General features: G+C 62.5%; 10 protein-coding genes. All 10 read left to right on the forward strand.

What is annotated here, in order from left to right:
* The first annotated feature begins 68 nt into the window (after window positions 1-68).
* The 10 genes from RMO25_RS10665 (at window position 69) to zwf (ending at window position 15,302) form a co-directional block, all read left to right on the forward strand.
* Window positions 69-1,181, forward strand: a complete 1,113-nt coding sequence (locus RMO25_RS10665) for a sn-glycerol-3-phosphate ABC transporter ATP-binding protein UgpC (RefSeq protein WP_309662582.1) — start codon at window positions 69-71, stop codon at window positions 1,179-1,181.
* 149 nt (window positions 1,182-1,330) lie between these two features.
* Window positions 1,331-2,329: a LacI family DNA-binding transcriptional regulator gene (locus RMO25_RS10670; RefSeq protein ID WP_309662583.1), complete on the forward strand. Its 999-nt coding sequence runs from the start codon at window positions 1,331-1,333 to the stop codon at window positions 2,327-2,329.
* 113 nt (window positions 2,330-2,442) lie between these two features.
* Window positions 2,443-5,307 (forward strand): TonB-dependent receptor domain-containing protein, encoded by a 2,865-nt coding sequence (locus tag RMO25_RS10675; RefSeq protein ID WP_309662584.1) that lies wholly within the window; start codon window positions 2,443-2,445, stop codon window positions 5,305-5,307.
* Between the two features lie 69 nt (window positions 5,308-5,376).
* Window positions 5,377-6,783, forward strand: coding sequence for a glucoamylase family protein (locus tag RMO25_RS10680; protein ID WP_309662585.1), 1,407 nt, complete (start codon window positions 5,377-5,379; stop codon window positions 6,781-6,783).
* Window positions 6,780-8,030 carry an extracellular solute-binding protein gene (locus RMO25_RS10685; protein ID WP_309662586.1) on the forward strand — a complete coding sequence of 417 codons (1,251 nt, stop codon included), beginning with the start codon at window positions 6,780-6,782 and terminating at the stop codon, window positions 8,028-8,030. Before RMO25_RS10680 ends, RMO25_RS10685 begins: the two co-directional genes overlap by 4 nt.
* 13 nt (window positions 8,031-8,043) lie before the next feature.
* Window positions 8,044-8,940, forward strand: a complete 897-nt coding sequence (locus RMO25_RS10690) for a sugar ABC transporter permease (RefSeq protein ID WP_309662587.1) — start codon at window positions 8,044-8,046, stop codon at window positions 8,938-8,940.
* Window positions 8,940-9,758 (forward strand): carbohydrate ABC transporter permease, encoded by an 819-nt coding sequence (locus tag RMO25_RS10695; RefSeq protein ID WP_309662588.1) that lies wholly within the window; start codon window positions 8,940-8,942, stop codon window positions 9,756-9,758. The genes RMO25_RS10690 and RMO25_RS10695 overlap by 1 nt, the downstream gene beginning before the upstream one ends.
* Complete coding sequence (locus tag RMO25_RS10700) at window positions 9,755-12,436, forward strand: carbohydrate binding domain-containing protein (RefSeq protein ID WP_309662589.1); 2,682 nt, start codon at window positions 9,755-9,757, stop codon at window positions 12,434-12,436. Before RMO25_RS10695 ends, RMO25_RS10700 begins: the two co-directional genes overlap by 4 nt.
* 13 nt (window positions 12,437-12,449) lie before the next feature.
* Complete coding sequence (locus RMO25_RS10705; protein ID WP_309662590.1) at window positions 12,450-13,826, forward strand: GH1 family beta-glucosidase; 1,377 nt, start codon at window positions 12,450-12,452, stop codon at window positions 13,824-13,826.
* An 18-nt stretch (window positions 13,827-13,844) separates the two neighbouring features.
* Window positions 13,845-15,302, forward strand: a complete 1,458-nt coding sequence (gene zwf, locus RMO25_RS10710; RefSeq protein ID WP_309662591.1) for a glucose-6-phosphate dehydrogenase — start codon at window positions 13,845-13,847, stop codon at window positions 15,300-15,302.
* Window positions 15,303-15,307: the final 5 nt, after the last annotated feature.

Here is a 15,307-nt window from a genome sequence, read left to right on the forward strand (position 1 = left end):
TCGATTCCGGTGACGGGCTTGTAGCGAAATGCATGGCCTCTATTAGATTGTCCCCAGGAGGCGACCGAATGGCGGATGTTAAGCTGCGCAACGTAAGCAAGGCGTTCGGGACAACTCCCGTGCTGCGCAACATTGATCTCAGCGTCAAGGACGGCGAATTTCTGGTTCTAGTCGGACCCTCGGGCTGCGGAAAATCAACGCTCCTCAGGAGCATCGCCGGGCTCGATGAAGTCGATTCGGGCGACATATTCATTGGTGGCGAGCGCATGAACGGCGTTCCGCCAGCCAAGCGCGGCATCGCCATGGTGTTTCAGTCCTATGCGCTTTATCCGCACATGACGTTGCACGAAAACATGGCGTTCGGGTTGAAGCTGGCCGGGAAGACCCGTTCGGAAATCGACACAGCGGTTGCGGCGGCGGCGGACCTGCTCGACATTCGTCACTTGCTCGACCGCAAGCCCAAGACACTGTCGGGCGGACAGCGGCAACGGGTTGCAATCGGTCGGGCGATTGTTCGCCAGCCATCTGTTTTCCTGTTCGATGAACCGCTGTCCAATCTCGATGCCGCGCTTCGGGTCCGCATGCGCTATGAATTCGCCCGGCTGCACAAGCGGCTGAAGACGACGACGATCTACGTCACCCATGACCAGGTCGAGGCGATGACGCTGGCCGACCGCATTGCCATTCTCGACCGCGGCGAAATTCACCAACTGGGCACCGCCGAGGAGCTCTATCAGCGTCCGGCCAGCAAGTTTGTCGCCGGGTTCGTCGGGTCGCCGCAAATGAACTTCATCGAGGCGAAGCTCGACCGCGGCGGCAACGATACAGCCCGCGTCAAGTTGCGCGACGAATCGATGATCGAAGCGGCGGTGAATGTCGGCTCCCACAAGGTTGGCGACTCGGTAACGCTTGGCGTTCGCCCCGAGCATTTGGTGCGCATAGAAAAGGACGGGCTGCCGGCGACAGTGGCGCTGATCGAATGGTTGGGTAACATGCAGTTTGCTTACGTCACCACCGCAGTTTCGGACGAGCCACTGATCATGCAGCTTCCTGCCGGACAAAAACTCGACGAAGGGCAGGCCATAATGATTGGCGCGCAACCGCGGGATTGCCACCTCTTCGACAGCAACGGCCACGCCTTTGCGCGCGTCGCGAACTCGCCGGATTCCATGGCCGCCTAAGGCACGGCAAACCTTTGAAAATGAGTCGCTTGCAGTATTTGATCGAGGTGACTAGGTTGCGAATGTAACCGTTTACACAAAAACCACATAGATCAGATCGGGACCAATCCTTTGGTCATTGCCCGCGCCCTCGCAACCGACCGAAAGCCGTGCTGAAAGGCGTCACCATTCGTGACGTGGCGCGAGCCGCGGACGTTTCGGTGGCAACGGTGTCGCGCGCGCTTAACGGCATCGAAAAAGTCGCCAGTCCGACTCGCGACCATGTTCTCAAGATTGTCGACGAACTCGACTATGTTCCGCACAGCGGCGCGCGGTCGCTATCGTCACAGCGCACAGACACGATCGGCGTGTTATTGCCCGATCTGCACGGCGAGTTCTTCTCCGAATTGATTCGCGGCATCGACCTTGCCGCCCGGGCGCGCGGACTGCACCTTTTGCTTTCGAGTTCGCACGGCGATCCAGCCGAAGCCGCGGCCGCCCTGCGAGCGATGCGCAGCCGAGTCGATTCGATCATCATGATGTCGCTTAACGCCGGCAATGACGCGGTTGTCCCGGCCGCCCCCGCTGGCGTGCCCCTGGTATTGCTGGGCGGCAACCGCCGCAGCGCCGGCCACGCATCGTTCGTCATCGACAATTACGCCGGTGCCTTTGCCATTACCGAGCACCTCGCCAGCGACGGCAAACGGAGCGTCGCCTTTGTTGCCGGTCCGGCCGACAATATCGAAGCCAAGGAACGGCTCCGCGGCTATCGCGCGGCCCTCAAGCGCGCCACCGTCGCCTTTCCCGAATGGATCGTGCAGGGTGACTTTGGCGAGGAATCGGGCCGCGAAGCGGCGCGAACGCTTACCGCCGCGGGCCCGCCCGACGCGATTTTCTGTGCCAATGACATGATGGCGATCGGCTGCCTCGAAGGCTTGCGCGATACCGGCATTACGGTGCCCGGCGATGTCGCCTTGGCCGGTTTCGATGACATCCCAATCACCCGCTACGTCAATCCACCGCTGACCACCGCCGCGGTGCCGATTGCCGAAATGGGGCGCCAGGCGCTTGAGTGCTGCGCGGACCTCATTGCCGGGCGCAAACCCGAACTGCAACACATTTTCAAGCCAGTACTCGTCATCCGAGCGTCATCAGCCGCGAGAAGCTGAGCCGCGACCACAGATTCAACAGGGGAATTATCATGACCAAATCACACTCAAACCGAGGCATCGGCCGCAACCAGATGCTGCGTTCGCTGTTGCTCGGTGTATCATGCATAACGATGATCACGGCCGTGGCAGTCCCGGCGTCGGCGCAGACGATCACCGCCGCGATTAGCGGGCAGGTACGAGATGCGCAGGGGGCGGCAGTGCCCAATGCCAATGTGACGGCGGTCAACGAAGGCACCAATCAGTCGATTACAACGAAGGCGGATACCAGCGGCAACTATACGCTCTCCGGATTGCGGCCGGGAGCCTATACGATCTCGACCGAGATCGCTGGAGCTGCGGTCACCGATCATGTGACGGTTGAAATCGGGCAGGCCGCCACGCTCGACCTTGCTCCGGCCGCAGCGGTTGCCGAGGGACAGCCGCCGGCGCCTGCCGCCGAAGGCGAGATTGTCGTCACCGGCCGGCGCTTGGTCGAAACGCGGACCAGCGAAGTCGCCACCAACGTCAGCCAGCAACAGATCCGCCGACTGCCGCAGGGCGATCGCAACTTCCTTGCGTTCACCCAGCTCGCGCCGGGCGTGAAATATAACGACAGCGAGACCAATCGCGGCTTCCAAAGCGGTGCGTCGACGCCCGCGGCGGTCAACGTCTTCATCGACGGCGTCAACCTCAAGAACACTGTTCTCGACCAAGGCGTTGCCGGCCAGCAGGACAGCCGCGGCAACCCGTTCGCCCAGCTTGCAGTGCAGGAATTCCGCGTCCTCACGCAGAACTTCAAGGCCGAATATGAACAGGCAGGAGCAGCGATTGTGACGTCGGTTACTAAGTCAGGAACCAACCAGTTCCACGGCGATGCGTTCGTGTCCTACACCGACAAGCATTTGATGGAGGCGAATGTCTTCGACAAGCGCGCTGGCCGACCCAAGCCCGCCTTCAAGCGCATTCAATATGGCCTCGACCTTGGCGGTCCGATCATCAGGGACAAATTGTTCTTCTTCGGCGCTTACGAAGGCAACGACCAGGACCGCGCCAGCACGGTCACGCCGGGGCCTGTGCCCCCGGGCGCGAATCTGGGAATTGATCCACAACAATTTGCTGGCAATTTCATCAGCCCGTTCCGCGGCGACCTGTTCTTCGGAAAACTGACATTAATCCCCGATGACAAGAGCACCTTCGACGTATCATTCAGCCGCCGAAAAGAAACCGACATTGGAGGCTTCGGCTGCAATACCGACTGCCATAACAGCTACGAGGTCGCCGAAAATAAGAAGAACACCGTCGATACTTACCTCGCAAAATGGACTTATCGTGCCGACAATTTCCTCAATGAGGCGTCAATCGATTACCTCAATTTCAACTACAATCCGACGTCTCTCAATCCAGATAGCCCAACCTTTCAATACGACAACATCATCACCTTTGGCGGCAAGGACGGCACCCAGGATATCAAGCAGCGCGGGCTCACCTTCCGTGACGATTTGACGATTCCCAATGTCGAGATGTGGGGCACGCATACGTTCAAGGTCGGTATCAAATATTCACGCCAGAAATATGACTTCGTCAAAGTTTTTGAACTCCAGCCAAAGTATATTTTCCGTGGCCCCGATTTCAGCTTTCCCCAACAGGCCTTTCTGGGCCTGGGCGACCCTAATCTGAAGGCCAACAACAATATTTTTGGGATCTTCGCCCAGGACGACTGGGATGTGACCGACAAGCTGCAGCTCAATCTCGGGATTCGCTGGGACCGCGAAAGTAACATGTTCAACAACAAATATGTGACGCCCGCCAATGCAGCGGCAGCGCTCAGAGCGCAGACACCAACTGCCTATTTCAATCCCGAGGATTACATCACCGACGGCAGCAACCGGCCAGTGTACAACATGATCCAGCCGCGTATCGGTTTCAGCTATGACCTCCACGATGACCAGCGGACCGTCATCTTCGGCGGCTTCGGGCGCTATTTCGATCGCAACGTGTTCAACAACACACTCGATGAGAAATACCGGTCGCAATACATCATCGGCCGGTTCGAATTTTCGTCAGATGGATCGCTGCGCAACGGCAGCCCGACGGTGCTTTGGAATCCTGCCTATCTGACCCGCGATGGACTGATCGCGCTGCAGGCGACCGCGCTCACCGGCCAACCCGAACTGTTCGCGGTCAAAAATAATGCCAAGCCGCCTCGTACGGACCAATTCAGCTTGGGCGTGAGACAGAAGTTTGGAAGCTCCTGGAGCGCATCGGTAACGGGGAGCTATATCAGAGGCAAAAATGGTTACACGCATCTGTTCGCCACACGCCAAAACGGCGGGATAGGTGATTGTTGTGACACAACGGCCGCGAGAGCGTTTGGCTACTCGAACGTGCTGATCGGCTTCGACGGGTTGGATACGCGCTACAAGGCGCTCTATGTGACTTTAGACAGGGCCTATACACCCGCCTCCGGCTGGGGCCTTAATATCGCCTACACGCTGCAAAAAGCGGAGAAGAATGGCAATGACCTGTTCAGCCTCGATAAGCCGACTCCCGACGATTACGGATTCCGCAACAATCCAGGAATTGAGCGACACTCCCTTGTCATCTCGGGCCTGCTCGACCTTCCGTGGGGGGTGAAATTCTCGACACTTACCAAGTTGGGCAGCGGCCAGGCCTTCTCGGTTGAGGACCGCAACACCGCACCCTATTTCGATATCAACACTCTGCATGTCACCTCGGCATTCCCGAAGAAAAACTGCCTTGGCCTATTTGCCCGTTGTGAAGTCGATGTAACGGCGGAAAAAGAGTTCCGTCTGTTCGGCACTCATACAGCGTCGTTCGCAATCGACGTGTTCAACCTGTTCAACAACAAGAACTACGCCTCGTTCAACGGCTTCAAGTGCTGCCAAATCGATCCGAACGTGTTCAGTTTTGGCAAGCCCAACTCATTGCTCACGCTGCCCCGCCGAGTGCAGTTCCGCGCCGCTTACCGTTTCTAACCTCCACCGCCCGCGCTTGACCGGTAGGCAAGCGCGGGCGTTACTCCTGGGGGTAGACGGGCGGACAGTTTGATTACGAGACGACAATTCGGCGGTTATACGGCGGCGTTGGGCGCGGCGGCGATGTCCGGCTGCGTTTCCGCGCAGGTTCCGGCAGCAGGGGCCTTCGACCTCGGCGACCTTGAGCGGCGGACGTTCAACTGGTTCTGGGAAACCGGCAACCCGGCCAACGGCCTGGTTCCGGATCGCTGGCCAACCAAGAGCTTCAGCTCGATTGCGGCGGTCGGTTTCGGATTGACCGCCTACCCGATTGGCGCCGAGCGCGGCTGGATCAGTCGGGCCCAAGCGCGCGGGCGGACGCTGGCGTCGTTGCGCTTCTTCGCCAACGCGCCAATGGGCCCGGAAGCCGTCGGCCGGACCGGGTACAAGGGCTTCTTCTACCACTTCATCGACATTGATGAAGGACGGCGGTTCCAAACCACCGAGCTATCGTCGATCGATACCACTTTACTGCTCGGCGGCGTTCTCTTCGCGGCCCAATATTTTGACCGCCCGGACGCCGACGAAGTGGAAATCCGGCGGCTCGCCGCGCGGCTTAATGACGCGGTCGACTGGCGCTGGATGTTCGGGCGCGGACCGTTCGTATCGATGGGCTGGAAACCGGAGGACGGCTTCATCTCCAGCCAGTGGGATCGCTATAATGAGGCAACTTTGCTCTATTTGCTCGCGCTGGGCAGCCCGACCTTCCCGATCAAGCCTAACATCTGGACTCGCTACACCGGCAATTTCGACCTGAACTGGGGCGGCAATTGGGGGCCAAAACACATCCAGTTTCCGCCGCTGTTCGGGCACCAGTACAGCCACGTCTGGGTCGACTTCAAAGGCATCGCCGACCCGTGGCTGCGGGCCAAGGGCATCGACCTGTTCGAGAACAGTCGCCGCGCAACCATCGCCCAGCGCAATTATGCGATCGCCAACCCGGGGCGCTGGCGTGGCTATGACGGCGATGTCTGGGGCATGACGGCCTGCGACGGGCCGGGCGACTTCAAACACAGCCTGGACGGTCGCACGCGCGAATTCTTCAGTTACTCGGCGCGCGGGCCGGGCGACCGCGACGACGGCACGCTGGCCCCGACCGCGGCGGCGGGGTCGATCGCCTTCGCACCCAATCTCGTACTGCCCGTGCTGGCGGCGATGAAGGCGCGTTACGGCTCGGCGATTTACGGCCGTTACGGATTCTTCGACAGTTTTAACCCGACACTGGCCGATCCGGCACTGGCCGAATTGATCCGCGAAGGCGCAATCGTGCCTGGTGTTGCCTGGGTCGACGACGACATCCTCGGCATCGACCAGGGACCGATCGTGGCAATGATCGCCAATTATCGCGACGGTTTGGTCTGGCGGCGGATGCGCACGTCGGCACCCATCGTCGCGGGCTTGCGCACAGCCGGATTTTCCGGCGGCTGGCTCGGATGAAGCTGGCACGGCGGACATTCGTCGCCGGCCTGGCGGCGCTGCCGTTGGTCGGGGGATGCGCGCGCCGACCGAGCGGCACGCTGGAATTCTGGGCCATGGGCGCGGAGGCCGAAAACCTGCCAACGCTTCTCGCGACATTGCGTGGCCTGCCAAAAATCCAGGTGCAGCCGCTGCCGTGGACCGCCGCGCACGAGAAATTGCTCACCAGTTTTGCCGGCGATTCGCTGCCTGACCTCGGCCAGGTCGGCAATAGCTGGATTGCCGAACTGGCGGCGATCGACGCGATCCTGCCGGTGCCGCCCGCGCTGATCGCGTTGACGCACGGCCAGTTCCCGGCGGTGGTCGACACCAATCGCATCGGCGGCCGGTTGATGGCGCTACCCTGGTACGTCGACACCAGGCTGCAATTCTATCGCCGCGACCTGTTCGCCCGCGCCGGCTTTGCCGCGCCGCCGCCCAAGTGGGGGGACTGGAAACAGGCGCTGCACAAGGTTAAAGCCGTGGCCGGTCCGGGCAATTATGCGGTGCTGATGCCGCTCAACGAATCCGAGCATCTCACTGGCATCGCGCTGTCAGCGGGCGCCAGCCTACTCAACGCCGAGGGCACACGGGGTGCCTTTGCCGCACCCGAATTTCGCGAGGCGCTGGCTTTCTACAAATCGCTCTACGATGAGCGCCTTGCCCCGGTGGCGTCCTCGACCCAGATCAGCAACGTCTGGAATGAATTCTCGCGGGGCTATTTCAGCGTCTATCCATCGGGACCCTGGACCATCGGCGACATGAAAAAACGCCTGCCGCCCAACATGCAGCACAGTTGGGCCACCGCGCCTTTCCCGGGTCCGCACGGGACCGGCAGCAGCACGCCTGGCGGATCGAGCCTGGTGGTCTACAAATCGGCGCGCGACCCGACTGCAGCGTGGAACCTGATCGCACAACTGCTGGCACCCGCGACCCAACAGACGTTGCAGGGTCTGACCGGTGATCTGCCGCCGACCCGCTCGGTGTGGACGGCAACGGGCCTGATCGCCGACCCGATCACCGACGCCTTTGCGACCCAACTCGATTTTGCCCGCGCGCTGCCCAAGGTGCCCGAGTGGGAGCGGATCGTCACCGAGATGCAGAATGTCGCCGAACTGGTCGTGCGCGGCCGAACAACTATTGGTGATGGTGCCCGCGAAATGGACAAGCGCGCCGACCGCTTGCTCGAAAAGCGCCGGTGGATGATCGACCAGGGGCGTGGGTCGTGAAGGATTTGGGCGCATGAGCGAGCCCACGGTCCGCGCCGAGGCTCGTGCCGGCTGGGCGATGACGGCACCAGCGCTTGCCGCCATCGGCCTGTTCTTCGTCGTCCCGGCAGTAGCCTCGCTGGCCTTGAGCTTCACCGACTTCGACATTTATGCGCTCGCCGACCTCGCCAATTTGCGCTTCATCGGCTTCGAGAATTACCAGCGGTTGCTGACCAATCCGCTGTTCTGGCAGGCGATGCGCAATACCCTGTGGTTTGTGGTGCTCGGCGTGCCGCTGATCGTCTCGCTTTCGCTCGCCGCGGCGCTGCTGGTGCACGCCAAGACGCTACGCTGGAAACCACTGTGGCGCGTGGCATTGTTCGCGCCGTTCGTGACCACATTGGTGGCGACCGCGCTGGTGTGGAATTATCTGCTGCATACCCGCTACGGCCTGATCAACTATGCATTGGGCTGGGTCGGAATCGCACCGGTCGACTGGCTCGGTAACCCGCACACCGCGCTGCCCGCGATCCTGTTGTTCGTCGCGTGGAAAACCTTCGGGTACAACATGATCATCTTCCTCGCTGCGCTGCAGGCGGTCAACGCCGACCTGATCGACGCGGCGCGGGTCGACGGTGCCGGCGCCTGGGTCCGCTTCCGGCACGTCACCTTGCCGGCGATCGCGCCAACCATGCTGCTGGTCGCGATCCTGACCGTCGCCGGCATGTTCCAATTGTTCGCCGAACCCTATGTCATGACCCAGGGCGGCCCGGCCAAGTCGACCGTCACCGTGCTCTATTTCATGTTCGAAGAGGGGTTCAAATGGTGGAACCTCGGCTCGGGCGCGGCGGTCGCATTCATTCTCTTCCTGTGCATCTTCGTCACCACGTTGATCCAGATGCACATCGCCCGGCGCAGCGGGGCGGTGTGATGGCCTGGCTCCAGCGCAATGGCCTGACTTTGCTCGCCGCATTGGTGGCGTTGGTGGTGCTGTTGCCGCTGGCGTGGATGGTCTCGGTCAGTTTCATGCCACCGGGCAGCGCGGGGCAATTTCCGCCGACACTCATTCCCAAACGCCCAACCCTGGCCAATTACCAGACTCTGTTCGGCACCTATGGTGTCGGCCGCTACCTTGCCAACAGCTTCCTCGTGTCGTGCCTGGCGACGGCGTTGGCGCTGATGTTCACCGTGCCGGCCGGCTATGCCTTCGCCAAGTTGCGCTTCACCGGCCGCAATGCAATCTTTCAGGCGCTGGTCGGCGCGCTGGTAGTGCCGGGGCAAATTGGCATGCTGCCGCTGTTCCTCGAGCTGAAGGCGATGGGGCTGGTCAACAGCTATGGCGGGGTCCTGGTGCCGTGGCTCGCCAACATCTTCGGTATTTTCCTGGTGCGCCAATTCTGCCTGTCGATCCCGACCGAGATGATCGAGGCGGCGCGGGTCGACGGGGCCAGCGAATGGATGATCTTTCGGCGGATTGTCCTGCCGATTCTGAAGCCGGTGCTCGTCACGCTGGCGCTGTTCGTGTTCCTCGGCAGCTGGAATGACTTCATGTGGCCGCTGATCGTGCTGGCCGACCAGGACCTCTACACGCTGCCGGTGGCCTTGGCGGCGCTCAGTCGCGAACATGTCCAGGACAATGAGCTGATGATGGCCGGATCGGTCGTGACGGTGCTCCCGGTGCTAGTGCTGTTCCTAGTCCTCCAGCGTCATTACCTCGACGGCCTGCTCGCCGGGAGCGTCAAGGGGTGAGACGGCTTGCGGTATTGCTAGTGCTGGTGGTGCTATCCGCGGCACCGGCGCCGATCCTGGTCGATCCGATGGACGACGCCGCGGCCTGGCCGGCGAAAGGATCGGACAGCGTCGCTGCATCGAGTGCCGCGAACAACGGCGCGGTCGAATTGCGCTACGATTTCGGAGAGGTGTCGGGCTATGGCTATATGCGCCGAGCGGTCGATGTCGCGCTGCCGGGTAATTACGAAATTCGGTTCAAAATCAAAGGTATGGGTGGGCGCAACGACCTGCAGCTGAAGCTGACTGACGGCGACAACGTGTGGTGGAAGGTGTGGCGCAATTTCCGCCCGCCGGAGCAGTGGCAGCAAGTCGTTGTTCCGGCGGGGGAAATCGTGTTTGCCTGGGGTCCGGCGGAGGACAAAACCCTAAGCCATGCGGACGGGATCGAGTTCGTTATTGCCCGCAATCGCGACGGCGGCGCCGGGCGCATCTCGGTCGATGATTTGCAGATCATTCCGCTGCCGGGCATTCCAGCCGTGGCGCGGCAGGAGACATCGGCCGACGACGCGATTGCGGCGCTGGCCAAAGCGAGCCCGCGCGGCGGCTATCCGCGGGCGTTCATCGGTGAGCAGCCCTATTGGACGCTGGCGGGCAGCGACGGCGGCAAGGTCGCCGCGCTGATCAGCGAAGACGCCGCCATCGAGCCGGCCAAGGGCAGCTTCTCGATCGAACCATTGGTGGTCGACGGTGGCAAGCGGTACGATTGGGCAACCGTCGAGGAAAGCCACTCGCTCGCCGACGGCAGACTGCCGATCCCGACGGTGACCTGGATTGCGCCCGGCTTTCGTCTCGATACGACGCTGCTCGCCGACAGCGCCGGCCGCGCAGTGCTGGCCGGTTACCAATTGACCAATATCGCAGGGCGACGCCGCGAGATCGAGGTGCGGCTCGGGATTCGCCCGTGGCAGGTCAACCCGCCGGCGCAATTCCTTGCCCAGCAAGGCGGGGCCAGCCCGATTGCGCGGATCGTCCGGGACGGCGCCGGGTTAGCCATCACCCAGCCGCAAACCGAGGGCGATCCGCCGGTGACCCGCGTGGTGCTTGCCAGCCGCCCGACCACTGCCATGACGATCGGCACGCTGCCGGGCCAAGACATGGCCACCGCCGACCTCGTGTACCGTCTCGACCTGGCGCCGGGAGCGAGCGAGCGGATCGTCCTGACGATGCACAGCGCCAACGCCGCCGCTCCGTCGTGGGATAGCGCCTTGGCCGCGACCAAGGCGCATTGGCGCGACATGCTGGGCCGCGTGAAGCTGCGCGTTCCGCCGGCCAAGCGGGCGGTCGCCGACACGCTCGCGACGGCCTTCTCGCACATTCTCACCAGCCGCGACGGGCCGATGCTCAAGCCCGGCACGCGCAGCTACGACCGCGCCTGGATCCGTGATGGCGCGATGATGTCCGAAGCCCTGCTGCGCATGGGCCGCGCCGACGTCGCCCGCAGCTTCGCCGACTGGTACCGGCCGAACCAGTTCAAAAGCGGCAAAATCCCGTGCTGCGTCGATTTTCGCGGCGCCGATCCGGTGCCCGAGAATGACAGCCACGGCGAATATATTTTCCTGATCGGCGAACTTTATCGCTTCACCGGCGACCGCGCCGCGCTCAACCGCGACTGGCCATCGGTGCTCGCCGCAACACGCTATATGGACCAGCTTCGCCTGAGCGAGCAAACACCGGCCAACCTCAGCCCGGACCGCCGAATGCTCTACGGATTGATGCCGCCGTCGATCAGCCACGAAGGCTATTCGGCCAAGGCCCAGTATAGCTTGTGGGACGATTTCTGGGCCCTGCGGGGCTATCGCGACGCGGCTGACATCGCGCAGACCCTGGGCAAACCTGAAGCCGCCAACATCGCCGCATCGCGCGACCAATTCGCCACCGACCTCCATGCCGCGATCCTCGTCGCGCGCGATCATTGGAAGATTGCTTTCATCCCTGGCGCCACGAGCCTCGGCGATTTCGACGCGACCTCGACGACCATCGCCCTCGACCCCGGCAACGAACAGGCCAGACTGGACCCCAAGATGCTGGCCGCAACCTTCGAGCGTTACTGGCGCGAGTTCCAGACTCGCGCCGCCGGGTCACGCGAGTGGAAGGATTATACGCCCTACGAAACGCGGACGATCGGCAGCTTCGTGCGTCTGGGCTGGCACGACCGGATCGATCCCCTGCTCGCTTTCTTCATGGCCGACCGACGCCCGGCAGCGTGGAACCAATGGGCCGAAGTGGTCGGCCGTGACCAACGCGAAATCCGCTTCATCGGCGATATGCCCCACGCCTGGGTCGCGTCCGATTTCGTTCGCGGCGTGCTCGACATGTTCGCCTGGGAGCGGCGCGACGAGCGCGCCCTGGTGCTCGGCGGCGGCTTGTCGGCGGCTTGGCTGACCGGCGATGGATCGAGCATAGTAGGCTTGGCGACGGCCTATGGTCGGCTCGATTTCGCGATGCGCGGCAACGGCAATCGTCTCGTCGCGACAATAAATGGCGCGGCTCACCCGCCGGGCGGCTTCGTGCTCGCCTGGCCATTCGAGAGCAATCCGCGACCCGCGCGGATTGATGGCCGAGCCGTGCCGTGGCGCAACAAGATGTTGACCTTTAACGCGACTGGCAAACCGATCCGGATCGAGGTCGGGCGATGAACAAGGACAAGGAATGACCAAATTTCCCGACGGATTCCTGTGGGGTGCCTCGACGGCCGCCTATCAGATCGAAGGTTCGCCGCTGGCCGACGGCGCCGGGCCGAGCATCTGGCACCGCTTCGTCCATACCCCCGGCCTGACCGCGGACGGCGACACCGGCGACATCGCCTGCGACCATTATAATCGTTATCGGGACGATGTGGCGCTGATGAAGGCGCTGGGGCTGCAGGCGTATCGGTTCAGTATCAGCTGGAGCCGCGTTTTTCCCGAAGGAACAGGGGCGATCAACGCGGCTGGCCTCGATTTCTATGACCGACTGGTGGACGCGCTGCTGGCAGCGGGCATCCAGCCGCTGCCGACGCTGTACCATTGGGACTTGCCGGCGGCGCTCGACGATCGCGGCGGCTGGCTCAATCCGGAGATTGCGCACTGGTTCGCCGATTATGGCGAGGCCATGTTCCGCAAGCTCGACGGGCGCGTCAAACGCTGGGCAACCCTCAACGAGCCATGGGTGGTAACCGATGGCGGCTATCTCCACGGAGCGCTGGCGCCCGGGCACAGGAATCTATTCGAGACGCCGATCGCATCGCGCAATCTGATGCTAGCGCACGGCGCCGCGGTCCAACGCTATCGCGCAGTCGGCAACCATGAGATCGGGCTGGTCGTGAACCTCGAGCCCAAATTTCCGGCCACGGATTCAGACGCGGACCGTGCGGCCGCAAACCGATCCGATGCCTATATGAACCGCCAGTATCTCGACCCCGCGTTTGGCCTCGGCTGCCCGTCGGAAATGGCCGAGATATTCGGGCCAGCGTGGCGTGACTGGACCGCTGACGAACTGGCTCTGGCAGCGCAGCCGATCGACTGGCTGGGGGTCAATTATTACACGCGCGGCGTCATGAAGCATGACGACGCCAAGGCGCCCGTATGCGCGGATTATGTGCGCCAACCCCACGCCACATACACCGAGACGTCGTGGGAAGTTTTCGAACAGGGGCTGACCGATATCCTGGTGTGGGTGAAGGATCGCTACGGCGACGTGCCGCTGTACATCACCGAAAACGGCTCGGCCTTTTACGATCCGCCGACGGCAAATGATGGACGCGTCGAAGATCCGCTGCGGGTGGATTATCTCAAGCGACACCTGCGCGCGGTTCGCGCCGCGATCGCCACGGGTGTCGACGTCCGCGGCTATATGACCTGGTCGCTGTTCGACAATCTGGAATGGTCGTTGGGCTATTCGAAGCGGTTCGGCATCGTCCACGTCGATTTCGCCAGTCAGGAACGCACCCCAAAGGACAGCGCGCGATATTATACGCACGTCATCGCCAGCAACGGCGGGGTGCTCGATGACCCGCCACCCCCACACATTCGCCCTGTGGCGGAATGAACGCTAAGGCCCAGTACGATGCCCGATAAGGTTTCGACCCTGCTTCTGTTCGGCGCGACGGGCGACCTGGCCCGCCGCATGCTGCTGCCATCGCTCTACGGGCTCGATTCGGACGGATTGCTGCCCGACGATTTGCGGATCATCGGAACGGCGCGGACCGAGCTCGACGACGACGCCTTTCGCGGCCGCGCCCGCGAGGCGCTCGAGACCTATCTGCCGGCGGGTTTTGCCCAAACCGACGTCGTTGAGCGCTTCCTCAAGCGCCTGAGCTATGTCGCGCTCGATGCCACCCAGCCCGCGTCCTTTGCGAAGCTGACGCAAACCATCGGCGATATTAATCGCGGGGTGGCGATCTTCCTGTCGACGGCGCCGTCCTTGTTCAGCCCGACGATCGCCGGGTTGGAGGCCGCGGGGCTGACCTCGGCGCGGGTGCGGATGGCGCTCGAGAAGCCGCTCGGGTCCGACCTTATTTCCAGCCGCGAGATCAACGATTCGGTCGCCGCCGCTTTTCCCGAAGAGCGGACGTTCCGCATCGACCATTATCTGGGCAAGGAAACGGTCCAGAATTTGCTGGCGTTGCGCTTCGCCAATTTGATGTTCGAGCCGCTGTGGAACAGTTCGCACATCGATCATGTCCAGATCAGCGTCGCCGAAACCGTCGGGCTGGAAGGCCGCGGCGATTATTATGACGGTGCCGGCGCTTTGCGCGACATGGTCCAGAACCACATGCTGCAGTTGCTGGCACTGGTGGCGATGGAACCGCCGACCAATTTCGACGCGACCGGCGTGCGCGACGAAAAGGTCAAGATCCTGCGCTCACTGCGGCCGATCAAGGCCGAGGATATCGACACCCATTGCGTCACCGGCCAATTCACCCGCGGCGCGATCGATGGCGAAACGGTCCCGGGCTACATCGAGGAATTGGGCCGCGACAGCACGACCGAAACCTTCGTCGCGGTGAAGGCGCACGTCGACAATTGGCGTTGGGCGGGCGTGCCATTCTACCTCCGCACCGGCAAGCGAATGCCCAAGCGGCACACCGAAATCTTCATTCAGTTCAAATCCGTGCCCTATTCGATCTTTGCCGCGCGCGGGGCCAGGACGCAGCCCAACAAGCTGATCATCGGTCTGCAACCGGAAGAGACCATCCGCTTGTTGGTGATGGCCAAGACGCCCGGCCTTGACCGCGACGGCATCCGGTTGCGCGAAGTGCCGCTCGACCTTGGCCTGGCCAACGCGTTCGCCGACCGACGGCGGCGGATTGCCTATGAACGGCTGCTGCTCGATTTGATCGAGGGCGACCCGACCCTGTTCGTGCGGCGTGACGAGGTCGAAGCGCAATGGGCGTGGATCGACGGCATCCGCGCCGCCTGGTCCGCCGCGGGGGTCGCGCCAAAATCTTATGCGGCGGGAACGTGGGGACCGTCGGCGGCCATTGCGCTGACCGAACGCGACGGCGTCAGCTGGCATGAATAAGGGCC

Origin of the sequence: Sphingomonas sp., from assembly GCF_031361285.1 — a bacterium.
Taxonomy (GTDB): domain Bacteria; phylum Pseudomonadota; class Alphaproteobacteria; order Sphingomonadales; family Sphingomonadaceae; genus Sphingomicrobium.